This is a genomic window from Janthinobacterium longum (assembly GCF_051380735.1).
In the GTDB taxonomy this organism is placed as follows: Bacteria; Pseudomonadota; Gammaproteobacteria; order Burkholderiales; family Burkholderiaceae_D; genus Janthinobacterium.
In genome coordinates, this window is sequence record NZ_JBNYXQ010000006.1 from 86,321 (window position 1) to 109,323 (window position 23,003).

Genomic DNA, 23,003 nt, shown 5'->3' on the forward strand with positions numbered 1-23,003 from the left:
TGGAATACACCAAGTACTCAGCAATTCAGGCTACCGGCAATCGTTTAAAGGAGTATTCAAATGCATGCAATGACCCAGTCTCACGTGAAGAGCGAAATGAAGGCAGCGCACCAGGAACTTCGTGGTACCCAAAAGGGTTCCTCAATGGCAATGGTAGAGCGTGCGGCCCCGATTCCCCCGGAGCGCATGAACCCGATTTCCATGGCTCCCATCGAGCGCGTACGTTCTACTTCGGCTACGCTGCGCCGGATTGAAAACATGCAAAAGCTGATCGGCGAATTGTCGATGCACGAAATGCTGGCTGATGAAATCGCCTGGTTCCTCAAATTCTCGCCGTCGGGCGCACGCAAATACATCCGCGACCTGCGCGAAGCGGGCGTGATCGAACTGGCACGCTATATTGAAGGCACCGCCACCTATCTGGGCAAGGCCGTGTACCAGCTGACTCCTGACCCTGAGCGCGTGCGTGCCTTCCTGGCCGCCATCGTTCAGCCTAAACGTGAAGGCGCGCCACCGCGCAAGGACCGTCCAGGCCTGCGCGAGCAAAGCATGGCAGGTAGCGGTCGTCATTTCCATATACTGGCCGACGATACCCATTACGCCATCCGCGTCAACCGTGGCCCGGTAACCCGCGATCCGCTGGTGGCCGCCCTGTTCGGCATGCCGCAGCAAAAAAGCGAATAAGGTTCTGTCGGGTTGGCCTGCGGGCCAGCTGGCAGCGTAATGAGAGTCACTTTGATTCTCAGCCTTATTCAGTTTGAACACCAGGAAAGCCGGGTTGCGACCCGGCTTTTCGCATGGTGCCGGTGGTATGTGCAGCGATTGAAAAGATCGCAATCAACCCCATCTTGGCTGGACTGCCTCAACCAGGAGTTCCTGCCGTGCCCGATTTCACCTGCCTGTCTTCCCTCTGTCCTGCCCGGGTGCCAGCATGAACCCCTTGCTGTGGATCGCCCTGGTCACCATCGGCATCGTGCTGTCGCTGTGGTTCCCCCGCTGGCGGCTGAAGCGCGCCCTGTCGCGTCCGCTGCCGCCCGAGGGCCTGGCTATCCTGCAAAACAATATTCCCGTGTATCGCCATATGCCGGCGCCGCTGCAGCAACAGTTGCGCCGGCTGGTGGTGCAGTTCCTGTATCAAAAGAAGTTTGTCGGCTGCGGCGCCCTGGAGATCACCGACGAGATGCGCTACACCATCGCCGGCCAGGCCTGCTTGCTGCTGCTGAACCGCGATACGCTGGTCTATCCCGAGCTCGATACCATCCTGGTGTACCCGAACGAGTTCGTCGTCACGCGCAATGAGGTGGGGCCGGGCGGAGTGGTTACGCCTTCGGCAAATGGCTTGCTGGGCGAATCATGGGGCGATGGCCGGGTGGTGCTGGCCTGGGACCATGTGCAGCGGGGCGCTGCGGACTGGACCGACGGCCAGAACGTGGTACTGCATGAGTTCGCCCACCAGCTCGACAGCGAATCGGGTGCCGCCAATGGCGCACCGTACTTGCCGAACGTTACCAGCTACCGCAGCTGGGCCACGGTGCTGTCGCGCGACTTCGACAATTTGCGCCACGACGCCATTTATCACCAGCATAGTGTGATGGATCATTACGGCGCCACCAATCCGGCCGAGTTCTTCGCTGTCGCCACCGAAACGTTCTTTGAAAAACCGTACCAGATGGCCGAGCATCACGCCGAGCTGTATGCCGAGTTTCTCAAGTTTTACAAGGTCGACCCGCGCGACTGGGCCGAACCGCCAACAGAACCCGAGCACATGCACTCGCCGTTTCCTATGCAGTCTCCTGATTACGCGCCACAATGGTAGGGCCGCGCTTCAGGCCTTGAACTCGGCCACCAGGAAATCGATAAACACGCGCATCCTGGCCGGCAGGTTGCGAGCGCTCAGGTAGTACAGATACAGGTCGGCCGAGGGCAGGGTGTAGCCAGGCATCACCTCCCTGAGCCGCCCGCTGTCCAGGTATTTCGCCACGTCCCACTCCGAGCGCTGCACGATGCCGTGGCCGTCCAGGGCCCAGTTCAGCACGATATCGCCGTCGTTGCTCGACACCGCGCCGCGCACCTTCACCAGTTCCACCGAGCGCCCTTTCTGCAGGCGCCAGGTGCCGTACACATCGTCATTCTGCCGGTGCAAAATACAGCGGTGGCGGTGCAGCTCTTCCGGCGTCTGCGGCTCCCCGGCCTGCTTCAGGTAGGCCGGCGAAGCGCACAGAAAACGCCGGTTGCCCATCAGTTTCCTGGCCGTCAATCGCGTGTCGGGCAATTCGCCGAAGCGTATCGCCACGTCATACGCTTCTTCCACCAGGCTGATCGGCCGGTCCGTCAGGTGCAGTTCCACTTCCACTTCCGGGTAAGCATGGGCAAAGCGCGAGACGATGGGTGCGATGCGGGTGCGGCCAAAACCGGGCGTGCCATTGACCCTCAGCAAACCTTTCGGCGCGGCGCGTCCGCTGGAAACGGACTCCTCCATGTCGCGGATCTGGTGCAGTATCCGTGCTGCCTGGGCCAGGTACAGCTCGCCCTCGTTGGTCAGGCTGATACGGCGCGTGGTGCGATTGACCAGGCGCACGCCAAGGCGCTGTTCCAGCAGGCTCAGGCGTTTTGTGATGGCCGGTGGCGTGACACCGAGTTCGCGCGCGGTGGCCGCCATGTTGCCCAGCCTGGCCAACAACACGAAAAACGCCAGGTCGGGCGCAGTGTCGATCTTCATTTCAAGTGAATAATGGTTTTAATTAAGGTGAATTATATGCGTACAGTTCAAGAGTAAGCTCTGTTTTACTTTGACAGGAGGCACACGCATGAAAATCGTTGAAATACGCGAAAAAACCGTACCTATCAGTTACCCCATCCGCAACGCCTATATCGACTTCAGCAAGATGACCCTGAGCCTGGTCGCCGTGGTGACCGACGTGATGCGCGACGGCAAGCCGGTGATCGGCTACGGCTTCAATTCCAACGGCCGCTACGGCCAGGGCACGCTGATGCGCGAACGTTTTATTCCGCGCATCCTGGAAGCGGACCCGGCCAGCCTTGTCGACGAGGCTGGCACCAATCTTGATCCGCACAAGATATGGAACTGCATGTTCACCAATGAAAAACCGGGCGGCCACGGCGAGCGCTCGGTGGCGATCGGCACCATCGACATGGCGGTGTGGGATGCGGTGGCCAAGATCGAAGGCAAGCCGCTGTTCCAGTTGCTGGCCGACCGCTACGGCAACGGCACGCCGGACCGCCATATCTTCGTGTATGCGGCCGGCGGCTATTACTACCCGGGCCAGAACCACGACAAGCTCAAGGACGAGATGCGCAGCTATATCGACCGCGGCTATACGGTGGTGAAGAAAAAGATCGGTGGCGCCGACCTTGACGAAGACTTGCGCCGCATCGATTCCGTGCTCAGCGTGTTGCAGGATGGCCAGAAACTGGCGGTCGACGCGAATGGCCGCTTCGACCTCGATACGGCCGTGAAATACGCCAAAGCCCTCTCGCAATACGATTTGTTCTGGTACGAGGAACCCGGCGATCCGCTCGACTTCGAGCTGCAGGCCACGCTGCGCAACTATTATAAAAATCCGCTGGCCACCGGCGAAGATCTGTTTTCGATGCAGGATGCGCGCAACCTGATACGCTACGGTGGCATGCGCGCCGACCGCGACTGGCTGCAGTTCGACTGCGCGCTCAGCTACGGCCTGGTGGAATATCTGCGCACCCTGGACATGCTGAAGGAACACGGCTGGTCGGCCAGGCGCTGCATCCCGCACGGCGGCCACCAGATGTCGCTCAATATCGCGGCCGGCCTGGGACTGGGCGGCAATGAATCGTATCCGGACCTGTTCCAGCCCTATGGTGGTTTTCCGGACGGCGTGAAGGTCGACAACGGCCACATCCTGCTGCCGGATTTGCCGGGCATCGGCTTCGAGGGCAAGGCGGATCTGTATCGCGAGATGGTCAGGCTGGCGTAAGGAGCTTCCTCTTCCTGGCGCCAGTTGATGTCTGGACAGTGTGCGCAAGCGTACGGTCCCCATCGGGCAACGGGCGCACGCTATGCAAGGTGGCGCCGTTGCGCCAAGTTCATCGACTAGCGACCAGGAGAACCATCATGTCACGCATCCTTGCAGGTCATTTCCAGTTACAGGACCAGGTCGACGCTGCGCGCGCGGCGCTGGTCCTGGCGGGCTTTGCCGACAGCCGCATCAGTGCTTTTTTCGTCAACCAGCCGGGCCAGCACGATCTGCATGAACTCGGTGGCGACCGCGACATGTCGCCGGGCGCGAAGGAAACTCCGGAAGGCCTGGCCGAAGGGGCAGCCGTTGGCGCAGCGGTGGGCGCCGGCGTGGGGGCAGCGGCGGTCATGGTGGCTGGGCCGATCGGGCCAGTGGTCGGTGCGCTGGTCGGCGCCCATGTGGGTTCGCTGTACAGCTTTAACAAAATGAAAGGCGCCGGCGAATCGGAACAGGTGGAACCTGGCGAAGGCAGCCCGCATGAAAACCAGCGCCGGCCGCGCCAGCCCGGCATGCTGATCGCAGTTGCCGTCGAGGGCGACGCGGAAAGCGAACAGGCGCTGGCCACGCTGCGCCAGCTGGGCGCACAGGATATCGAACAGGCTGAAGGCAATATCGTCAACGGCGATTGGGAAGACTTCGACCCGCTCAGCATCCCCGTGCGCGTGGCTTGACGCGCCATGCGCGCAAACATGCGTGCGCCGGCGCCTTGATCCCTGTTACTATTAATCGCACAAATAGTGCCGACAGGGAGGGTTCCCATGCGCCATCGTTGCCTGGATCACCGTTGCTGTCCGCCATCTTGCCAGTTGTACGCTAACGAGTATGGATAGGGGCGCGTCATGACACAAGCATGGTTCATTCTCACCCGGCCCGACGGGCGCGACATCAGTGCCCCCACGCCGACTCAGCTGGCCGAAGCACTGGAGCAGGTGTATCGCGGGGGCAGTCCTGGTCCCGACGGCGGCCCTGCCAGCGCCATGCTGCGTTTTGGCTACGACGACGGCCTGATGTACCAGGTAGAGGTGGCTAGCGGTGGCGAAGTCACTTTCGAGGAATGGTCGGACCGTGATTGCGAGATCGCCTTGGCTACCCCTCGCCGCATGACGGCGCTGCGCCAGGATGATGCGCTGCAGCTGTGGCAATGGCTGGCGCAGCGACAGGTGGCCAAGATCCGCGCGCAGACCTGGCATTCCGGGGATTGAAGCTGTCAGTGCGCCATCAGCACCGGTACCGTCATGCTTTGCAACACCGTGCGCGTGACGCCGCCGAGGATGGTTTCGCGCAGCCGCGAATGGCCGTAGGCGCCCATCACCAGCAAGTCGGCCGACAGCTCGGACACTTGCGCCAGCAAGGCTTCGCCGATATCGCCGCGCCGCGTGGCGCCGCCATCGAGCAGCAACAGTTTTGCCTGCACGCCATGGCGGGCCAGGTATTGCAGCAGGTCGGCGCCAGGATGGTCGCCATGCTCGGCCGCATGCCGCTGGGCGTCGAACACGGCCACATGCACCTGGCCGGCCCGTTGCAACAGCGGCAGGGCGGCGCTGACGGCGCGGCTGGCTTCCTTGCTGCCATTCCATGACAACAGCACATTGCGCGCGGCAGCCGGCGACTGTGGCTGCGCCAGTGGCATCGCATGCGGCACGATCAGCACCGGCGTGCCCGAATGCAGCAGTACATAGGCGGGGAAATCGCGCATCACCGACGGCGACTTGTCGGCCGCGTTGTATTGACTGATCACCACCAGGTCCGCATAGCGCGCCAGCATGCTGATGCCGCCGGCCGCTTCGTCGTCTACCACGCGCTGCTCGTACGAGGCCACGCCCAGGCTGCTGGCCTGCTGTTCGAAACCGTCAAGCGCGCGGGCCGCTCGCTCGCGCAGGAAATTGAGGTGCAGCGACAAATTTGGATCGGCGTCCAGGTCGGGCTGGTGCTGGTACAGCAGACGCGACACGCCCGTCAGGGCCACGCCTGTCAGGTGGCCACCGCAGGCTTGCGCCACGCTGGCTGCCAGTGCAATGCGGGCAGCGCGCCCGGCGCCGTCATCGATATGGAGCAACACGGTTTTATAAGTCATGAGCCGGCCTTTCAATCAGAACTGAGCTCCATTCTGGCACAGACACCGGGCCGGCCTGCGCACGGCTGTACCGGGCTGTGTGCAAGCAAGGTTCCCGCCACGCTATCGTTTGCCAGCTACCTGTCGCCAGCGACTGCCTGCAACTGCTCACGCACCGTCGCCAGCGTCGACAGCACGCGTTCCGGACTGCGCGCCAGCACGGCGCGCCCCAGGTTCAGCAAGCCCGTTGCCAGGCTGATCCAGTGGCTGACGTTCTCGTTGTGGGCGATGCGCTGGCGCACAGTATCGAGCAAGCCGCTCAGCTGGCTTTGGGCCGTATCGAGCCCGGTGATGATGTGGCCGGCGGCATCGGCATACAGCGCATTGGCTTGCTGGCGCAGCGCCACTTCCAGCGCGAACACGGCTTGCGCCTGGGCCTGGGTAATGCCGGCCGTGCCCAGGCTGGCGCGCTTGCGGATGGCGCGCATGACGGCGTCGTGCAAGGTGTCGGCCGCCTGCGACAGGCTGTCGCCCAGTTGCTCCACCTGCATGGCGCTGCCGAGGGCGGCTTCACGGTGCTCGTGCTGATTCATGGCAGCCCTCCCAGGCCGGCCAGGCGTGCATGTTCCTGCGCCAGCGCCAGCAGTTGCTGTCGTGCCAGGGTATGGCGCAGGCCGTAGAGCCGATATTCGTCGACCTTGCTTTGTTGCACAGTTTTCGCCAGCACCGCCAGCAGGCGCTGCGATGGCGTATCGGTGAAAGCGATATCGGTTTCCAGCAGGCCCAGCACGATATCGCGTTCATTGTCGCCGGCCTTGTCGTACAGCCGCAGCAAACTTGTCAGGGCCGAGACCAGGGTTTGCAACGCAGCGTCGCCATCGTGCATCAGCTGGCCCAGCATCTGGCGGTGCTGCGCTTCGCCGTGCATGCGTGCCAGCAGCCGCAGCAAGATGGTGTACGCGTTGGCCGCGCGCTCATCGATGCCGGTATCGGGCCAGGCGCGTATCGTCACGCTGGCTGCATTGATCTCGCCAGTGTAGGCAAAACGGTCTGTACGCGCCAGTTGGCCCAGGCCTTGCAGGTATTGCGCTACGCCCAGCTGTATCAGCATGACGTCCGCATACATGGCGCGGCGCTGCCGGTCCAGCTGCTTTTCACGGGCGTCCTGTTGCTCGTCCAGGTAGGGGCGCAGCCGGTCATAGCTTTCGCGATAACGCAGCGCCAGTTCGCCAAACGCCTGCAGGGCTTTGGCGTCGTCGGCCAGCGCCAGCACTTGTTGCGTGGCGGGAAGCGGTGGGGAGGATGTGGCGCAGCCGCCCAGCAGCAGGCATAGCGTAAAGAGCAGACGAGACATGATGGCGGACGGGAAAGGAAAACACCGATTGTCGGCCCGGCCAGCGTGACTGATATTGCGATCAAGCAATCTTGTAGACGAAAAAAAATGCGCTCGCAACGATGTTGCAGAGCGCATTTTTCAGTCAGCAAGACAAGGTCTTAGCGGCCGCGGCCGCCTGAACGATGGTTTGCTGTCGAACGCGGTGCATTGCCGGAACGGCCGCCACCACCGCCGCCCGATGGGCCGGCGCTGCGTGGCTTGGCGCCGCTGCCGCCGGTTTTGACACGCACCACGGCGCCGGCTGGCGCGCGGCTGTTGTTGCGGTGACCACCGGTACCGCTGCGCAATTGCACAGGCTGGGCGCGGGCGTTCAGGTCCGGCTCGAAGCCTTCGATGACTTCACGCGGCAGGGTTTGCTTGATCAGCTTTTCGATGTCTTTCAACATTTCGTGCTCATCCACGCAGACCAGCGACACGGCTTCGCCCTTGGCGCCGGCACGGCCGGTACGGCCGATACGGTGCACATAATCTTCCGGAATGTTCGGCAGATCGTAGTTGACGACGTGCGGCAACTGGTCGATATCGATACCGCGCGCGGCGATGTCGGTGGCCACCAGCACTTGCAGCGTGCCATCCTTGAATTCGCTCAAGGCACGGGTACGGGCCGACTGGCTCTTGTTGCCGTGGATCGCCAGCGCGCCGATGCCGTCCGCGCCCAGTTGCTCGACCAGCTTGTTGGCGCCGTGCTTGGTGCGGGTAAATACCAGCACCTGCGTCCAGTTGTTCGACTTGATCAGGTAGGACAGCATCGGGTGTTTCTTGTCGCGGTCAACCGGATGGATCTTCTGCTTGATCACTTCGACCGTCGAATTGCGGCGCGCCACTTCGATCATGGCCGGCTTGTTCAGCAGGCCATCGGCCAGGGCCTTGATTTCTTCCGAAAAAGTGGCCGAGAACAGCAGGTTCTGGCGTTTTGGCGGCAACACGGCCAGCACTTTCTTGATGTCGCGGATAAAGCCCATGTCCAGCATGCGGTCGGCTTCGTCGAGGATCAGGATTTCCACTTTCGACAGGTTGACCGTGCCCTGGCCCATATGGTCCAGCAGGCGGCCAGGCGTGGCGACCAGGATGTCGACGCCATGTTTGAGCTGCTTGATTTGCGGGTTGATGCCGACGCCGCCGAAGATCACGGTCGAGTTCAGCTTGGTGTACTTGCCGTAGGTGCGCACGCTTTCTTCGACCTGGGCCGCCAGTTCGCGCGTCGGCGCCAGGATCAGCGCGCGGATCGGACGCGTCGAGGTGTTGCTGGTAATGGCCGCGCCATTGGCGTCGGTCGACAGGCGGTGCAGCACGGGCAGGGTAAAGCCGGCAGTCTTGCCGGTACCGGTCTGTGCGCCGGCCAGCAGGTCGCCGCCAGCCAATACGGCGGGAATCGCCTGGGTCTGGATCGGGGTCGGTACGGTGTAGCCGTGTTCGGTAACGGCACGAACGATAGCGTCGGACAATCCGAGGGAGGAAAAGGACATGGTAACTTTATTGTGAGATCGGCCTGTCGCCATCGGGAGGCGCCAGTCGCAGGCAATCAGATTAGGGTCGAAAGACAGCGGCAAGGGGACTGGTCATTTGTGCCGCATGCGCGAAGTATAACAGCATGCAGAAAAAGCGCTGTAACTGATTCAGATCAAGGGCGCGCGGCAGGCGTAAAAAAACCGGCCGCAGCCGGTCTCTTCCTGGACAGGAGGCTGATCAGGCAAACGGCGCCAGCAAGCTGACCATCTGGCCAAACACTTTCGGGCTGGCGGCGATCACGTCGCCCTTGTACAGGTAGTCCGACTCGCCGGAAAATTCACCGACGATGCCGCCCGATTCGGTGATCATCAGGGCGCCGGCGGCGATGTCCCATGGCTTCAGGCCTTTCTGATAGAAGCCGTCCAGGCGGCCGCAAGCGACATACGCCAGGTCCAGCGCGGCCGAGCCGGCGCTGCGCACACCCTGGCTGCGTTCGCCCATGATGGCGTACATTTTCAGGTATTCGTCGAGCGCGCGCGGGCCGGCGCCGTGGCCGGTGCCCAGCATGGCGTTGGCAACGCGGTCCAGTTTGGTCACGCGGATGCGTTTTTCATTCAGGAAGGCGCCGGCGCCTTTGCTGGCCGTAAACAGGTCGTTGCGCACCGGGTCGTAGATCACGGCTTGCGTGACGATGCCGCGCTGGGCCAGTGCCAGCGAGATGCAGTATTGCGGGAAGCCGTGGATAAAGTTGGTGGTGCCATCGATCGGGTCGATGATCCACTGGAATTCATTCTCGTCGTGCGAGTTGGCGGAAGCGCCCGATTCCTCACCCAGGAACGCGTGGTCCGGGTAGGCTTTGGACAGCACCTCGATAATGGCCTGTTCGGCCGCCTGGTCGACGTCGGTGACGAAATCGTTATGTTGTTTTTCCGTGACGACGACGCGGTCTAGGTCGAAAGACGCGCGGTTGATGACGGTGGCGGCGCGGCGGGCGGCCTTGATGGCCGTATTGAGCATTGGGTGCATGTGAGCTTCCGTTAAAAGCACGCGAGCGCCCGGCAGTACCGGTTTGTACTGGAGCGCAGGAGTGCAAGAATGAATTAAAGAGCAAAGCGGTGGCGACGTGCTTGAAATGTTGGCCTGGCGTCAGCGTTGTGTGACGTTTTGTTCCGGCATTTCCTGTATCGATACCGCGCAATGGCGCTATTTTAAATGAATCTGCCCGAAATCAATACGTCTGTTTTCAAACCCCCGAAATTTGTCGTCGCCGGGCTGCCACTGCGGCGCCCTGGCGTGGGTCAGTAGCGCATGGCCGGCATGCCACTGGCAGCAATCAACGCCAGCGTGATCGGACCGGCCGCCCCGAGCAGCGTGCCGGCCACCGCGCCGCTGCTCCACCACAGGGTTTTGCGGCGCGCCAGCAGCAGGCACACTACCATGTATGCCAGCATGGCCAGCACGTATAGCGGCATGATGCCCAATGCGTTCAGTTCCATCTGGCAGGGCCCACTATAGTCTCTCAGGTACCAGCAGATGACGCTCCAGGCGGCCACGATCAGCAGCGAAACGAGCATGCCGTTGCCGAAGCGGCGCCAGGGGCTGACAGGGTTTTTGGGTTTGTTGGACATCAGAATTCCTTGCTTGTGGACGAGGGCTTGAAAGGCCTGTGCCGTGCTTCGGCGGAAAGGCCGACTTCATATCATACAGCGCAAAAGCGAGCTCGGGCAGCAGCTCTCTCGCCGTGCAAAAACTGCGCTTGTCCTCCTTTGCCGCCTGGCCGGCGATGACAGGTTAAAATTCCGGCTTGTGGGGCGACGTCGCTGTCATCCCTTGTTTATCGCTACTGCACAAATGACCGTTGACATGACCCTGCCCGAGACCGACCTTTCCCTGTTCAAACGCCTGCGCTTTATCCTCGTCGAGACCAGCCGTTCCGGCAATATCGGCGCCGTCGCGCGGGCCATGAAAACCATGGGCTTTTCCGACCTGGTGCTGGTCAATCCGCGCTTTGCCGACGCCCTCGTCGACCCGGAAGCGGTGGCCTTTGCCAGCGGCGCGCAGGATATCCTGGCCGGCGCGCGCATTGTCGGCTCGATTGCCGAAGCGCTCGAAGGCTGCAACTATGCCGCTGCCGTTTCGGCCCGACTGCGCGAATTTTCGCCGCCGGTGACCGCGCCGCGCGCGATCGCCTTTCAACTGGCCGCCGGCACCGAGCTGCGTGCCGCCGTGATTTTCGGCAACGAGCGTTTCGGCCTGCCCAACGAGATCGTCGAGCAGTGCAATGTCCTGATCAATATCCCCGCCAATCCCGAATACTCTTCGCTGAACCTGTCGCAGGCGGCGCAGGTAGTGGCCTATGAATGCCGGGTGGCCGCCTTGGGCGACGAGCAGGCCGCCAGCCCGGTCGGCTTTCATGGCGACGCGGCCAGCCTGGCCCAGGTCGACGGCATGTATGCGCACTTGCAGGAAGCGCTGGTGGCCATCGATTTTCTCGACGCTGATAATCCGAAAAAGCTGATGCCGCGCCTGAAACGCCTGTTTTCGCGCACCGGGCTGGAAACGGAGGAAGTCAATATCCTGCGCGGCATCGCGCGCCATATCCTGGTGATGGCGAAAAAGCCGCGATGATCGAAATGCGGCTGCTGCGCCAGTTTATCGCGGAGGCGCAGTTAGACTGGCGGCTCTAGTTTTTGCGCGCAGGGGCCAGCGCCCTTGACGTACACTGGCTGCCAGATACGTGGTCAACAAGGGACGGGTGGCGATGCGACGCAGATCGTTTTTCAAATGGGGCCTGGCTGGCGCCTGCACGCTGGCAGCTGGGGGCATCGCTTACCGGCTGGGGCGAACACCAGCGCCGGCGCAGCGTTTTGTGCTCGATGGCGAAGCGCGCGCGGCACTGGCCGCCATCGTGCCCGTCATGCTGGGCAGTGCGCTGGCGCCGGGCGCAGTTTCGCTGCCGCTGGCGCGCGCCATCGATGGCGTGCGCACCGCCATCCTGGGGTTGCCGCTGGCGCAGCAGGGCGAGGTGCAGGACCTGTTTGGTCTGCTGGCGCTGGCGCCGGCGCGCCGCCTTGTGGCCGGTGTCAAAGGCAACTGGAGCCAGGCCGATCCTGGCCAGGTGGCGGCGTTTCTGCACAGCTGGCGCTTTCACCGGCTTGCCACCTTGCAGACGGCCTACCTGGCGCTGCATGATCTGATCCTGGGCGCCTGGTATGGCGACAGCGCCAGCTGGGCCGCCATCGGCTATCCGGGGCCGCTGGCCGAACTGTCATGAAAGCGCAAGCATGAGTTCTCCGATACCCGATCCTGTCGTTGCCGGCCTGGCTGCCGGCTGGCAGGTCACCGATGCGTCCACTTTGCAGGCAGATCGCACGCTGGAAGCCGATGTGGTGATTGTCGGCAGCGGCGCCGGCGGCGGCATCACGGCAGAACTGCTGGCGCTGGCCGGTTTGCAGGTGCTGATCGTGGAGGAGGGCGGCCTCAAGTCGTCCAGCGACTTCAAGATGCGCGAAGCCGACGCCTACCCTGCGCTGTACCAGGAATCGGCGGCGCGCAAGACGCGCGACAAGGCGATCAATATCCTGCAGGGGCGTACTGTTGGCGGCTCGACCACCGTCAACTGGACCTCGAGCTTTCGCACCCCGCCCGGCACGCTGGCACACTGGCGCAGCCAGCATGGCCTGGCCGGCTATACGGAAGAATCGCTGGCGCCCTGGTTCGCGATGGTCGAGCGCCGCTTGCATATAAGTGACTGGCCAGTGCCGCCGAATGAAAACAACGATTTGCTGCGGCGCGGTGCGCGCAAGCTGGGTATTCCGACTGCCGCCATCCGGCGCAATGTAAATGGTTGCTGGAACCTCGGTTACTGCGGCATGGGCTGCCCCACCAATGCCAAGCAGTCCATGCTGGTGACGACGATTCCCGCGGCGCTTTCCCTGGGGGCGCGCCTGGTCACGCATGCGCGGGCGCAGCGCTTCACGTTCAAGGGCGAACGCGTCGACAGCATGCAGGTGACGGCGCTCGACGCGTCCGGACTGGTGCCGACCGGCATCACGCTGACTTTGCGTGCCAAACACTTCGTGCTGGCTGGCGGCGCCATCAATACACCGGCGCTGCTGCTGCGCTCGCAAGCGCCCGATCCGTACAAGCTGCTGGGCCGGCGCACCTTTCTGCACCCAACGGTTATTTCCGCCGCGCTGTTCACGCAACGGGTCGACGCCTATGCCGGCGCGCCGCAAACGATTTATTCCGATCATTTTCTGGGCACCCAGGCCATCGACGGGGCTATCGGCTACAAGCTTGAAGCGCCACCTTTGCATCCGCTGCTGATGGCCACCACCATGGGCGGCTTTGGCGAGGCACATGCCCGGACCATGCGCGAGTTTGCGCATGTGCATGGCTTGCTGGCGCTGCTGCGCGACGGTTTTCATGAAGAAGCGGCAGGCGGTACGGTCGGCATCGACGCCAGCGGCGCACCGGTGCTCGACTATCCGCTCACACCGTTTATCTGGGACGGCGTGCGCCGCGCACTGCTTGCCATGGCCGAGATCCAGTTTGCCGCCGGCGCGCGCAGCGTGTATCCGGTGCATGAAATGGCCGGCCACTACACGTCCTGGGCACAGGCGCGCCAGGCCATCGAGGGCTTGCCTTTCAAGCCGCTGCTGGCGCGCGTGGTATCGGCCCATGTGATGGGCGGCTGTGCCATGTCCGACGATGAACACCTCGGTGTATGCGATGCGCATGGGCGCTACCGGGGCCTGGTCAATTTGTCGGTGCATGACGGTTCGCTGTTCCCCACCTCGATCGGCGCCAATCCGCAACTGTCGATCTATGCACTGGCCGCGCGCCTGGCCAGCGCCCTGGCGCAACAGCTGACGGGCAAGCCGGCGCCGGGATTGAGGACGGACGCATGATCGCACGCGCCTTGCGCTGGCTGATGCTGGTGCAGTTGCTGGCCATGCTGGGCGTCGCGTGGCTGCTGCTGCAAGCGGGCGTCAGCCAGCCGGCGGTAGCGCTGCTGCTGGCGCTGGCCGCCGTGCTGGCGGTGCGCTTGCTGATCGTGGCACGCAACTTCTGGCACAGCCGGCGTTTTGGCGGCGCCCCGGTCTCGCATGGGGTCGCGGCGGCGGGCGCGGCGCGGCTGTTTCTTGCTGAGTTCGGCGCCAATCTGCGTACTTCGTCATGGGGCATGCTGTACCCGCGTCTCAGTGCTGTGCCGTCGCCCGGCCGCGGCCTCTTGCCGGTGCTGCTGGTCCATGGCTATGTCTGCAACCGCGGCTTCTGGGCCCCGTTGAGCCGCAGGCTGGCGCAGGCCGGCGTGCCGCATGGGGCGGTCGACCTGGAACCGGTTAACGCCGGTATCGACGATTTCGTGCCGCTGGTGGCGCGCGCCGTCGACGAGCTGCTGGCGCAAACGGGCGCGCAGCAAGTGCTTATCGTCGCGCACAGCATGGGCGGCCTGGTGGCCCGTGCATTCCTGCGCCAGCATGGCACGCGGCAGGTGGCGCGCGTGATCACCCTGGGCACGCCGCACCACGGTACGGCGCTGGCCAACCTGGCGCCGGGTAGCAATGCGCGCCAGATGAGCCGGCCCGGCGGCCAGCCGAACGCCTGGCTGGCGCAACTGGACGCGCACGAGTCGCCGCAGACGCGTGCGCTGATCACCTCGATTTACTCGCATCACGACAATATCGTCGCGCCGCAGGATTCGGCGCGGCTGCCCGGCGCGCGCAATAGCGCTTATGCCGGCCTGGGCCATGTGGCACTGGCATCGGATGCACGGGTAATGTGCCAGGTATTGTCGGAAGTAGCTATCGCATCGAAAGCCGGCGCTGCCATTTTCGCTTCTTGTTGAAGTGCTAATTATTCACTTTTTATCACACTGGCGAAGCTGTCGCTTCTGACACTATTGTTGCCAAATTTTAATAGCGTTTCGCTCATAAATTACTGTTTTCCAGGTGCGTACTGGTTTAAGCTGACAGGTGGCGTAGCGGCCGATGGGGCGGCTGGAGGCGGTGCCTGTCGAATAATTCCGGGGATATCCGCGCGCTGTTGTAGGATCAATGTGTCACGCAAATTGGCGTTGTGCGCAAGAGCGCACGGACGACAGGCGGGCTTGGGGGTATTTATAGTGAAACGTTACCTGGGTGGGAGTGCCAATTGTCCGCACGTATCCTGATTATTGAAGATAACGCCACCAATATGGAATTGATGGTGTATCTGCTGCGTGCCTTCGGCTACACGCCGCTGGCTGCCTACGATGGCGAGGAGGGCGTGCGCATGGCGCGCAGCGAAGTGCCTGACCTGATCATCTGCGATGTGCATTTGCCCAAGCTCGATGGCTACGGCGTGGTGGCTGAACTGAAGAAGGACCCGGTACTGCGCAAGATTCCCGCGCTGGCCGTCACCGCGCTGGCGATGGTGGGTGACCGCGAGCGCCTGCTTGAAGCGGGCTTCAACGGCTATATCGGCAAGCCGATCGAACCGGACCTGTTCGTGGCGGAGCTGGAATCTTTTTTACCCGGGGCGCCGTCGACGCCAGCTAAAAACGACATTTCCACTATTCTGATTGTTGACGATCATGTGCTCAACCGCGAGTTCCTGACAGCACTGCTGGGCTACAGCGGCCATCGCCTGCTGGAAGCGGCGAATGGCGCCGAGGGGCTCGAAATAATGCGTACCGAGCGGCCGGACCTGATCATCTCCGACATCCTTATGCCCAATATGGATGGCTATGAATTCGTCACGCGCGTGCATGAAAACCCCGCGCTGGCCGACGTGCCCATCATTTTCTACACGGCTACCTACCGTGAACAGGAAGCCATCCTGCTGGCGCAAGCCTGCGGCGTGCGCTGGGTGTTGCCAAAGCCGTCCGACCCCGAAGTGATCGTGCGCACAGTCAACGAAGCGCTGGGCCTGGTGGTGCCGGCGCCACTCGACAGCAGCAAGGCGCGGCTGGCCGACGCGGCCGAGCCGAGCAAGCTGGCCGGCATCGAACAGCATGTCAGCGGCTACCTCGACGAACTCGAATCGAGCAGCAAGCAGATCTCGCAGCTGGCCAGCGATGGCGCGGCACCCGTGCCGGAAGACCTGGCGATCATGAGCGAGCGCCTGTCGCGTTCCTTGTCCAGCCTGCAGGCGGTCAGCCTGCGCCTGACTTCCCTGATCGAACTGGGCATGGACCTGGGTGCCGAACGCGATCCGCGCGCGCTGATCGCGGCCGGCTGCAAGGTGGCGCAGAATATCTGCGTGGCGCGCTATGCCTGCATCGGCGTGCTGGAGGAAGGGGCCGACAAGCTCAGTTATTTTTCCTCGTGCGGCGCAGAAGAAAACATCGGGGACATCGCCACCGCACCGCGCATGGGCGTGCTGTCGCGTTTGCTGGAACTGCCACCACCGTATCGCGTCAATGGCCTGGAAGGCGACCCCGCCGCGCTGGGCCTGCCCGACACGCATCCGCCCGTGCATTCCTTTCTCGGCGTGGCGATCGCCTCGCGCGAGCGCGTGCATGGCTGGCTGTACCTGGTTGATAAATTGGGCGCGCACGAGTTTTCCGAAGTCGACGAGCGCGTCGCCGCCACGGTGGCCGCGCAGATCGCGGTGGCCTACGACAATCTGCTGCTGTACGACGAAATCAAGCGCCATCACGAACAACTGACCCTCGACATGGCGGCCCGCATCCGCCTCGACGAAGACCTGCGCCGCTTCCGCCTGGCGATGGACGCTACCGCCGACGCCATCTTCCTGATCGACCGCGCCGTCGCCTGCTTTGTCGACGTCAACCAGACGGCCTGCCGCATGCTGGGCTTCGAGCGCGAAGACTTCCTGCAGGTGGGCCCCGGCCGCGCGTACGACGGCCCGTCGCAGCTGGGCGAGCTGTATGACAAACTGCTGGCCGGCGACCAGGGGGCGCCGATGGCCGAACTGCAGCTGCACCGCAAGGACGGCTCGCCGCTGTCGGTCGAAGTGCAGCGGCGCACCCTGCGCTCGGGCCAGAGCTGGATCCTGGTAGCGGTGGCGCGCGACATCACCGAACGCAAGGAAACCGAGCAGCGCCTGCTGAAACTGGCCCATTTCGATACGCTAACGGGCCTGCCCAACCGCAGCCAGTTCTACGATTCGCTCACGCACGCGCTGATCCAGGCGCAGGAGCATGAATGGTACGTGGCGGTGCTGTTTCTAGATATCGACCGCTTCAAGAACGTCAACGACACCCTGGGCCACACCATCGGCGACGAACTGCTGCGCCAGTTTTCCAGCCGCCTGGTCGATTGCCTGCGCGTGCGCGACACCATCGGCCGCTTCGGTGGCGACGAGTTCGCCGCCATTTTGATACTGCCCGATGGCGCCCAGCATTCGGTGGCGGTGGTCGACAAGATCCGTGAAGCGATGCGCAAGCCGTTCGACCTGCATGGCCATGAGGTGACGGTCACGGTCAGCATCGGCATCGCCGTTTTTCCCGACGACGCGACTGACGCCGACACGCTGATCCAGTACGCCGACACGGCCATGTACCGCGCCAAGGAAGCGGGGCGCGACGCCTTCCGTTTCTTTACAGCCGAAATGAACGCCCAGTCGATGGCCCGCCTGGACATGGAAAACGCCCTGCGGCGCGCCATCAACAACGACGAATTCGTGCTGTTCTTCCAGCCCAAGGTGCACATCAGCTCGGGCCGTGTCAGCGGCGCCGAAGTGCTGATACGCTGGCGCCGCCCCGGCCACGGCATGGTGTCGCCGGCCGTGTTCATTCCGCTGCTGGAGGAAACCGGACTGATCGTGCGGGTTGGCAACTGGGTGATCGACCAGGCCTGCCGCGCGATCGCCGACTGGTGTTCCAGCAGCATCGGTCCGGTGCACCTGTCGGTGAATGTGTCGGGTATCCAGTTCTTTGTCGGCGGGCTGGAGGAAGAAGTGTTGCGCGCCATTCGCAAGCACGATATCGCCCCCGATCTGCTGGAGCTGGAATTGACGGAAAGCTCATTGATGTCAAACGCCGAGGAAACCATTACCGTGCTGCGCAACCTGAAGGCGCTGGGCGTGCAGATTTCCATCGACGATTTCGGCACCGGTTATTCCAGCCTGGCGTATTTGAAGCGTTTTCCCATCGACAAACTCAAGATCGATATCGCCTTTGTGCGCGAAGTCACCAGCAACCCGGACGACGCGGCCATCGTGCTGGCCATTATCAGCATGGCCCACAGCATGAAGCTGCAGGTAATCGCCGAAGGTGTGGAAAACGATGCCCAGCTGGCCTATCTGCGCCGGCATGGCTGCGATGAAATGCAGGGCTATTATTTCAGCCGTCCCGTACCCCAGGATGAGTTCGAACAGATGCTGATGGGTGGCAAGCTGCTGCAGGCGCCGCGCGACGCCGGCAACGAAGAACAGCAGACCCTCCTGATCGTCGACGACGACGTCTTCATGCTCGACGTGCTGAGCGACTTCCTGGCCCAGGACGGCTACCGCATCCTGACGGCGCAGACGGCCGCCGAAGGCTTCGACATCCTGGCGCGCCACCAGGTGCAGGTGATTTTGTGCGACCAGTGCATGCCGGCCATGAGCGGTACCGAATTCATGGAGCGGGTCAAGCAGTTGTGCCCCAATACCTTCCGCATCATGCTGTCGGCCTACGCCGACCTGGCGCCCATCATGGCGGCGATTAACCGCGGCGCCGTCGACCGTTTCTATACCAAGCCCTGGAAGGGTGCGGTGCTGCGCGAAAACATCCGCGAAGGCTTCCGCCTGCATGGTCTTCTGCACGGTGCGGGCCAGGCGGCCGCCTGAGCTGCCTGCTTTTGGGTGTGCTGGCGCACAGAACGGCGCATTGAGTCACCCGCATTTGTTCCTGGCCTCTAGAATCAACAGCAAGGCCTTACATCACACGGGAGCGGACAATGACAAAAAAATTGAAGCACGATACCTCCGACAGCATGCAGGCCTCGGCGCGGCAGATATGGCAGGCCAGCCTCGGTGCGTTTGCGCGCGCACAGGAAGAGGGCGGGCGCGTGCTGGCCAGCCTGGCCCATGACGGCGCACCATTGCCGCCAGGCGCAGAGGCGGCCTTGATGCCGGGCGGCGCCGCGCAAGACCGCCTTGAACAGGTGTTCGAAGAGCGCGTGGCGCGCGCGCTGTCGACTATCGGCGTACCGACCGAGGCCGCACTGGCGGCGCTGCGCGTACAGGTGGAAGAACTGCAGCGCCAGGTGGCAAGCTTGTCGGCCGGCGCCGCCAGGCCCGTCAAAAAAGTGGCTTCCAAGAAAAAGATTGCAGCGCCCGGCAGGCAGGTCAAGAAGACGTCCTAGCCCCGGCGCGCGGTGTTTCATGGCGGCTATCTTCGGTGGTATGCTTGGGGCAGAACAAAGAGAGATTGCCCGCCATGCTACAAAAAGCACCACGTCGTACCCGCGAACGCATCCTGGAATTGTCGCTGCGCCTGTTTAACGAGTTTGGTGAACCGAATATCACCACCACCGTGATTGCGGAAGAGATGAACATCTCGCCCGGCAACCTGTACTACCACTTCCGCAACAAGGACGATATTGTCAATTCGATCTTCGTCCAGTTCGAGGCAGAGATTGAACGCATACTGACGGTGCCGAGCGGGCGCCGTTCGAATATCGAGGACGTCTGGCTATACCTGCACCTGATGTTCGAACTGATCTGGCGCTACCGCTTTTTCTACCGCGACCTGAACGACTTGCTGTCGCGCAACCGCAAGCTGGAACTGCAGTTCAAGCTGATCCTCGCGCACAAGATCAAGGTGGCCACCCAGCTGTGCGAAGACTTGCGCAGCGAGCAGTCGCTGGTCGCCTCGGACATGGAAATCGGCGCCATGGCAACCAATATGGTGGTTGTCGCCACCTATTGGCTGTCGTATGAATATGTGCGCAATCCGCGCAAGTACAGCGAGCAGCAATCAGTGTCCGACGCGCTGGCGCGTGGCTGCTACCAGGTGCTGTCGCTGATCGGCCCCTATCTGCGCGATGAAACCCATCTGCTGTTCCGTAAGCTGTCGGAGCAATACCTGACTACACTGCAAGACGGTGGGCGGCTGACCGACAGCGTGATTTGATCAAGGAGACCGTGATGGCCTGGAAACAATTTCCGTATCCCGACAATGCTTATGTCTACACACCCTTGTCGCTGGAAACGGCCTGGCAGCGCCTGCATGCAGGCGACGCCGAGCCGTTTCCAGCGCAGGCGGCGCTGGTGCAGGCCTGGATTGCCTATCATGCTGGCGACTTCGAGCGCGCGGCGAAGCTGGGCCTGGCCGTGGGCGTGCCCGGCTACAGCGTGGCGCACAAGGCCACCTGCATGCACGCCACCCATCTGGAGCTTGACGAGAGCGCCAGGCTGGCGCTGTTCGAGGAAGTGGCCGAGCGCTGCGAACGCCAGCAGGCAGAGCAGCCAGACAATCCGGCCGGCTTCTACTGGCATGCCTACAGCCTGGGCCGCTATGCACTGGGCATTTCTGTGGTCAAGGCGCTCGCGCAGGGCATGGGCGCCAAGGTGCGCAACAGCCTGAACCGCACCGTGACCCTGGCGCCGCTGCATGCCGATGTGCATATTGCCTTCGGCATCTATCACACGGAAATTATCGACAAGGTGGGCGCCCTGATCGGTGGCCTCAGCTATGGCGCCAGCAAGGAGGATGGTTTTCAGCACTTCAGGACGGCGCTGGCCCTGAACCCCGCCTCGGCCTCTGCGCGCAGCGAATATGCGCGTGCCTTGACCATGCTCGAAGGAAATAAGAAACTGGCCGAAGCGATGGCCTTGTATGAACAGGCCGCCGAGTGCGTGGCGGTCGATGCGAAAGAGCGCCTTGAAGTCGAGGCAGCTATTGATGAACTGAAGAAATGAGGGTCCTGTGATCAAGGCTTTATGTGTGTACTGTGGCGCCAATGCCGGCGTCTCGCCTCAATATGCGGTGGCGGCGCGCGAACTGGCGCGCGTGCTGGTGTCGGAAAATATCGCGCTCGTGTATGGCGGCGGCAATGTGGGCCTGATGGGCGTGATTGCCGATGAAGTGCTGCGCCTGGGCGGCGAAGTGACGGGCGTGATCCCCACCGCCCTGGTGGAACGCGAAGTGGGCCATACGGGCCTGACGCGCCAGTTCGTGGTAAAGGACATGCATGAGCGCAAGGCCATGATGGCCAGCCTGTCCGACGCTTTTATCGCCATGCCGGGCGGTTACGGCACCCTTGAAGAACTGTTTGAAATGCTGACCTGGGCCCAGTTGGGCATCCACGCCAAGCCGATCGGTTTGCTTAATGTTGACCATTTTTATGACGGTTTGATCAGTTTTGTGCAAAACGGCCGCGAACAGGGATTTATCCGCCCGCAACATGCCGCCTTCCTCAATGCCGATGATGATGCGGCCGCGCTGGTGCAGCGCCTGAAAGACTGCGCACCGTGATCGCGTCGCTGTGCCGTAGGCCAGCCATGTACCGCGCAGCGCATGGTTCGTTTATTTCTTGATGGAAAATCAAGCGATCATCACCGTACTACAGCAGGGATAAAGTTGTAAAAATGGCACATTGGCATGTTATTTTGAAAATTAAAATGATTTCAAGACAAGAATGTGTTCTACTGACGGTTATCAAGCAAGCAGTGCCGTTTTACTGCCTTGCCGGCGCCCTCAACAATGGCGCCATTTCCCGTTGTCGGCCATGACCTTGCCGCTTTATTTATCATAGGTAAACATTTTGAACAATCTGATGATTTTGCGCAGCGCGGCTTTCGTTGCCTGGTTCGGCGCCGGCGCCGCCCAGGCCCAGCAACCGGTCATCACTTTCAACGCGCTGGAGCGTTCCGGCTTCGGTACCACCGTGTTCGATTCGTACAGCGAAGCGGGCTATAAATTCGACAATAACTTTTTTTATGCCTTGAATTCGCCCGGCCAGGACACGATCGCCTACGCCGGTTCGGCTGGCCTGACAGCTGCGGCCCTTTCGACCACCACCATGACGCGCGCAGACGGCGCAGCCTTCTCGCTCGACAAGATCAGCCTGGCCAATTATGTCAGCCTGCTGCCCGGTGCCTACGATGTGACCTTCGTCGGCACCAAGGCTGGTGGCGGCACCGTCAGCCAGACTTTCACCGTAGACAGCAGCAATAACTTCAACAACAGCTTCAGCAACTACACCTTTACCGGCTTCAGCAAGCTGGTGTCGGCCTCGTGGCAGGAAGGCTTGTTGCACACTTATCAGGTCGATAATATCCGCGCCAGTGTCAGTGCCGTGCCCGAGCCTGGCACTTATGCGATGCTGCTGGCCGGCCTGGGTTTGCTGGGTTTTATGTGCCGCCGTAAAATGCCGTCTGGGCACGGCAAGCTCTGACTTATTTGAAGGCGCAAGGCGTAAGAACGTAAAATGGCGGGCCGGAGATGCGAGCCCGAGAAAATGCCTGTGCGGGCGACTGGGCCTTTAATCCGTTTTGCAGGTTTACTGGTGGGGTAGGGGCGCTAACTTAGCAGCATTAGCTGCAAGCGGCCTTTTTTACGACCACAAGCGCTGGCCGGATAGATCGAGCTGGGTCAGATACAGGCGCACGTCAAATTCATACTGGTGGTACTGCGGTTCCATATAAGTGCACAGCTTGTAGAAGGCTTTGTCGTGCTGTTTTTCCTTCACGTGCGCCAGTTCATGCACGGCGATCATGCGCAAAAATTCCAGCGGCACTTCCTTGAACATGGTAGCCACGCGGATTTCGTGCTTGGCTTTCAGCTTGCCGCCCTGCACCCTGGAAATCGACGTATGCAAGCCCAGCGCATGCTGGATCACATGGATCTTGCTGTCGAACGCGACCTTGTTGATCGGTTCGGCGTTGCGCAGGAATTCATTCTTCAGGTCTTGCACGTACTGGTACAGCGCCTTGTCGTTGCGCACATCGTGCGCTTGCGGATAGCGCTTTGTCAGCACCTCGCCCAGCTTGTCCTGAGCGATCAGTTGCTGCACTTGCGATTGCGTTTGCTCGGAATAGGCGCTCAGGTATTTCAGGGCAGGCATCAGGAGGAGGGGGCGGATCGGTCGAGGCGAGAATGTACCACACTGTGCCGGTCGTCACAGCGATGGCACTCCCGCCCATGCCAGCC

The 23,003-nt window shown here is 62.2% G+C and carries 23 protein-coding genes; 15 read left to right on the top strand and 8 right to left on the bottom strand.

The annotated features are described in order from the left end of the window. The first annotated feature begins 96 nt into the window (after window positions 1-96). Together ACQ4WM_RS16515 and ACQ4WM_RS16520 are read left to right on the top strand one after the other, a co-directional pair. Window positions 97-684 (top strand): winged helix-turn-helix domain-containing protein, encoded by a 588-nt coding sequence (locus ACQ4WM_RS16515; protein WP_436547936.1) that lies wholly within the window; start codon window positions 97-99, stop codon window positions 682-684. A 247-nt stretch (window positions 685-931) separates the two neighbouring features. Beyond that, complete coding sequence (locus ACQ4WM_RS16520; RefSeq protein WP_436547765.1) at window positions 932-1,816, top strand: M90 family metallopeptidase; 885 nt, start codon at window positions 932-934, stop codon at window positions 1,814-1,816. A 9-nt stretch (window positions 1,817-1,825) separates the two neighbouring features. Here ACQ4WM_RS16520 and ACQ4WM_RS16525 read toward each other — a convergent pair whose 3' ends face one another. Then, on the bottom strand, window positions 1,826-2,719 hold the full coding sequence (locus ACQ4WM_RS16525) for a LysR family transcriptional regulator (protein ID WP_436547766.1): 894 nt from the start codon (window positions 2,717-2,719) through the stop codon (window positions 1,826-1,828). An 88-nt stretch (window positions 2,720-2,807) separates the two neighbouring features. On the opposite strand from ACQ4WM_RS16525, the gene ACQ4WM_RS16530 reads away from it, so the two are divergent. The 3 genes from ACQ4WM_RS16530 to ACQ4WM_RS16540 all read left to right on the top strand — a co-directional run bounded on the left by ACQ4WM_RS16530 (window position 2,808) and on the right by ACQ4WM_RS16540 (window position 5,215). Then, window positions 2,808-3,971, top strand: coding sequence for a mandelate racemase/muconate lactonizing enzyme family protein (locus ACQ4WM_RS16530; protein WP_436547767.1), 1,164 nt, complete (start codon window positions 2,808-2,810; stop codon window positions 3,969-3,971). A gap of 137 nt (window positions 3,972-4,108) precedes the next feature. Continuing rightward, window positions 4,109-4,684 (top strand): hypothetical protein, encoded by a 576-nt coding sequence (locus tag ACQ4WM_RS16535; RefSeq protein WP_436547768.1) that lies wholly within the window; start codon window positions 4,109-4,111, stop codon window positions 4,682-4,684. 168 nt (window positions 4,685-4,852) lie between these two features. Beyond that, on the top strand, window positions 4,853-5,215 hold the full coding sequence (locus tag ACQ4WM_RS16540; protein WP_436547769.1) for a hypothetical protein: 363 nt from the start codon (window positions 4,853-4,855) through the stop codon (window positions 5,213-5,215). A 5-nt stretch (window positions 5,216-5,220) separates the two neighbouring features. Here ACQ4WM_RS16540 and ACQ4WM_RS16545 read toward each other — a convergent pair whose 3' ends face one another. The 6 genes from ACQ4WM_RS16545 to ACQ4WM_RS16570 form a co-directional block, all read right to left on the bottom strand. Beyond that, entirely contained in the window at window positions 5,221-6,087 is an 867-nt protein-coding gene (locus tag ACQ4WM_RS16545; RefSeq protein WP_436547770.1) for a universal stress protein, read from the bottom strand. Window positions 6,088-6,203: 116 nt separating this feature from the next. After that, window positions 6,204-6,659: a hypothetical protein gene (locus ACQ4WM_RS16550; RefSeq protein WP_436547771.1), complete on the bottom strand. Its 456-nt coding sequence runs from the start codon at window positions 6,657-6,659 to the stop codon at window positions 6,204-6,206. Beyond that, the gene (locus tag ACQ4WM_RS16555) at window positions 6,656-7,420 is read right to left on the bottom strand and encodes a hypothetical protein (RefSeq protein WP_436547772.1); all 765 of its coding nucleotides are present in this window, start codon (window positions 7,418-7,420) and stop codon (window positions 6,656-6,658) included. Before ACQ4WM_RS16555 ends, ACQ4WM_RS16550 begins: the two co-directional genes overlap by 4 nt. A 140-nt stretch (window positions 7,421-7,560) precedes the next feature. Beyond that, entirely contained in the window at window positions 7,561-8,928 is a 1,368-nt protein-coding gene (locus tag ACQ4WM_RS16560; RefSeq protein WP_436547773.1) for a DEAD/DEAH box helicase, read from the bottom strand. A gap of 220 nt (window positions 8,929-9,148) precedes the next feature. Next, window positions 9,149-9,928 (bottom strand): inositol monophosphatase family protein, encoded by a 780-nt coding sequence (locus tag ACQ4WM_RS16565; RefSeq protein WP_065307196.1) that lies wholly within the window; start codon window positions 9,926-9,928, stop codon window positions 9,149-9,151. A gap of 281 nt (window positions 9,929-10,209) precedes the next feature. Beyond that, window positions 10,210-10,539 (bottom strand): hypothetical protein, encoded by a 330-nt coding sequence (locus ACQ4WM_RS16570; RefSeq protein ID WP_436547774.1) that lies wholly within the window; start codon window positions 10,537-10,539, stop codon window positions 10,210-10,212. A 235-nt stretch (window positions 10,540-10,774) separates the two neighbouring features. On the opposite strand from ACQ4WM_RS16570, the gene ACQ4WM_RS16575 reads away from it, so the two are divergent. The 10 genes from ACQ4WM_RS16575 (at window position 10,775) to ACQ4WM_RS16620 (ending at window position 22,248) form a co-directional block, all read left to right on the top strand. Beyond that, complete coding sequence (locus tag ACQ4WM_RS16575; protein WP_436547775.1) at window positions 10,775-11,539, top strand: RNA methyltransferase; 765 nt, start codon at window positions 10,775-10,777, stop codon at window positions 11,537-11,539. 133 nt (window positions 11,540-11,672) lie between these two features. After that, window positions 11,673-12,185 (top strand): hypothetical protein, encoded by a 513-nt coding sequence (locus tag ACQ4WM_RS16580; protein ID WP_436547776.1) that lies wholly within the window; start codon window positions 11,673-11,675, stop codon window positions 12,183-12,185. A gap of 10 nt (window positions 12,186-12,195) precedes the next feature. Continuing rightward, window positions 12,196-13,824 (top strand): GMC family oxidoreductase, encoded by a 1,629-nt coding sequence (locus tag ACQ4WM_RS16585; protein ID WP_436547777.1) that lies wholly within the window; start codon window positions 12,196-12,198, stop codon window positions 13,822-13,824. After that, window positions 13,821-14,765: an alpha/beta fold hydrolase gene (locus ACQ4WM_RS16590; protein WP_436547778.1), complete on the top strand. Its 945-nt coding sequence runs from the start codon at window positions 13,821-13,823 to the stop codon at window positions 14,763-14,765. Before ACQ4WM_RS16585 ends, ACQ4WM_RS16590 begins: the two co-directional genes overlap by 4 nt. A 305-nt stretch (window positions 14,766-15,070) precedes the next feature. Further along, complete coding sequence (locus ACQ4WM_RS16595) at window positions 15,071-18,694, top strand: EAL domain-containing protein (protein ID WP_436547779.1); 3,624 nt, start codon at window positions 15,071-15,073, stop codon at window positions 18,692-18,694. Between the two features lie 110 nt (window positions 18,695-18,804). Beyond that, on the top strand, window positions 18,805-19,212 hold the full coding sequence (locus tag ACQ4WM_RS16600; protein ID WP_436547780.1) for a phasin family protein: 408 nt from the start codon (window positions 18,805-18,807) through the stop codon (window positions 19,210-19,212). 74 nt (window positions 19,213-19,286) lie between these two features. Continuing rightward, window positions 19,287-19,982 (top strand): TetR/AcrR family transcriptional regulator, encoded by a 696-nt coding sequence (locus ACQ4WM_RS16605; RefSeq protein WP_436547781.1) that lies wholly within the window; start codon window positions 19,287-19,289, stop codon window positions 19,980-19,982. A gap of 14 nt (window positions 19,983-19,996) precedes the next feature. Continuing rightward, complete coding sequence (locus ACQ4WM_RS16610) at window positions 19,997-20,770, top strand: tetratricopeptide repeat protein (protein ID WP_436547782.1); 774 nt, start codon at window positions 19,997-19,999, stop codon at window positions 20,768-20,770. A gap of 10 nt (window positions 20,771-20,780) precedes the next feature. Then, window positions 20,781-21,326, top strand: coding sequence for an LOG family protein (locus ACQ4WM_RS16615; RefSeq protein ID WP_436547937.1), 546 nt, complete (start codon window positions 20,781-20,783; stop codon window positions 21,324-21,326). A 301-nt stretch (window positions 21,327-21,627) separates the two neighbouring features. Continuing rightward, complete coding sequence (locus tag ACQ4WM_RS16620) at window positions 21,628-22,248, top strand: PEP-CTERM sorting domain-containing protein (RefSeq protein ID WP_436547783.1); 621 nt, start codon at window positions 21,628-21,630, stop codon at window positions 22,246-22,248. A 159-nt stretch (window positions 22,249-22,407) separates the two neighbouring features. On the opposite strand, the gene ACQ4WM_RS16625 is transcribed toward ACQ4WM_RS16620, so the two are convergent. Further along, on the bottom strand, window positions 22,408-22,917 hold the full coding sequence (locus ACQ4WM_RS16625; protein ID WP_436547784.1) for a YgjP-like metallopeptidase domain-containing protein: 510 nt from the start codon (window positions 22,915-22,917) through the stop codon (window positions 22,408-22,410). Window positions 22,918-23,003: the final 86 nt, after the last annotated feature.

What these genes read in the sequence shown, in the direction of transcription:
- ACQ4WM_RS16515 (WP_436547936.1), top strand. Translation starts at nt 97, where the DNA reads ATGAAGGCAGCGCACCAGGAACTTCGTGGTACCCAAAAGGGTTCCTCA.
- ACQ4WM_RS16520 (WP_436547765.1), top strand. Translation starts at nt 932, where the DNA reads ATGAACCCCTTGCTGTGGATCGCCCTGGTCACCATCGGCATCGTGCTG.
- ACQ4WM_RS16525 (WP_436547766.1), bottom strand. Translation starts at nt 2,719, where the DNA reads ATGAAGATCGACACTGCGCCCGACCTGGCGTTTTTCGTGTTGTTGGCC.
- ACQ4WM_RS16530 (WP_436547767.1), top strand. Translation starts at nt 2,808, where the DNA reads ATGAAAATCGTTGAAATACGCGAAAAAACCGTACCTATCAGTTACCCC.
- ACQ4WM_RS16535 (WP_436547768.1), top strand. Translation starts at nt 4,109, where the DNA reads ATGTCACGCATCCTTGCAGGTCATTTCCAGTTACAGGACCAGGTCGAC.
- ACQ4WM_RS16540 (WP_436547769.1), top strand. Translation starts at nt 4,853, where the DNA reads ATGACACAAGCATGGTTCATTCTCACCCGGCCCGACGGGCGCGACATC.
- ACQ4WM_RS16545 (WP_436547770.1), bottom strand. Translation starts at nt 6,087, where the DNA reads ATGACTTATAAAACCGTGTTGCTCCATATCGATGACGGCGCCGGGCGC.
- ACQ4WM_RS16550 (WP_436547771.1), bottom strand. Translation starts at nt 6,659, where the DNA reads ATGAATCAGCACGAGCACCGTGAAGCCGCCCTCGGCAGCGCCATGCAG.
- ACQ4WM_RS16555 (WP_436547772.1), bottom strand. Translation starts at nt 7,420, where the DNA reads ATGTCTCGTCTGCTCTTTACGCTATGCCTGCTGCTGGGCGGCTGCGCC.
- ACQ4WM_RS16560 (WP_436547773.1), bottom strand. Translation starts at nt 8,928, where the DNA reads ATGTCCTTTTCCTCCCTCGGATTGTCCGACGCTATCGTTCGTGCCGTT.
- ACQ4WM_RS16565 (WP_065307196.1), bottom strand. Translation starts at nt 9,928, where the DNA reads ATGCTCAATACGGCCATCAAGGCCGCCCGCCGCGCCGCCACCGTCATC.
- ACQ4WM_RS16570 (WP_436547774.1), bottom strand. Translation starts at nt 10,539, where the DNA reads ATGTCCAACAAACCCAAAAACCCTGTCAGCCCCTGGCGCCGCTTCGGC.
- ACQ4WM_RS16575 (WP_436547775.1), top strand. Translation starts at nt 10,775, where the DNA reads ATGACCCTGCCCGAGACCGACCTTTCCCTGTTCAAACGCCTGCGCTTT.
- ACQ4WM_RS16580 (WP_436547776.1), top strand. Translation starts at nt 11,673, where the DNA reads ATGCGACGCAGATCGTTTTTCAAATGGGGCCTGGCTGGCGCCTGCACG.
- ACQ4WM_RS16585 (WP_436547777.1), top strand. Translation starts at nt 12,196, where the DNA reads ATGAGTTCTCCGATACCCGATCCTGTCGTTGCCGGCCTGGCTGCCGGC.
- ACQ4WM_RS16590 (WP_436547778.1), top strand. Translation starts at nt 13,821, where the DNA reads ATGATCGCACGCGCCTTGCGCTGGCTGATGCTGGTGCAGTTGCTGGCC.
- ACQ4WM_RS16600 (WP_436547780.1), top strand. Translation starts at nt 18,805, where the DNA reads ATGACAAAAAAATTGAAGCACGATACCTCCGACAGCATGCAGGCCTCG.
- ACQ4WM_RS16605 (WP_436547781.1), top strand. Translation starts at nt 19,287, where the DNA reads ATGCTACAAAAAGCACCACGTCGTACCCGCGAACGCATCCTGGAATTG.
- ACQ4WM_RS16610 (WP_436547782.1), top strand. Translation starts at nt 19,997, where the DNA reads ATGGCCTGGAAACAATTTCCGTATCCCGACAATGCTTATGTCTACACA.
- ACQ4WM_RS16620 (WP_436547783.1), top strand. Translation starts at nt 21,628, where the DNA reads ATGATTTTGCGCAGCGCGGCTTTCGTTGCCTGGTTCGGCGCCGGCGCC.
- ACQ4WM_RS16625 (WP_436547784.1), bottom strand. Translation starts at nt 22,917, where the DNA reads ATGCCTGCCCTGAAATACCTGAGCGCCTATTCCGAGCAAACGCAATCG.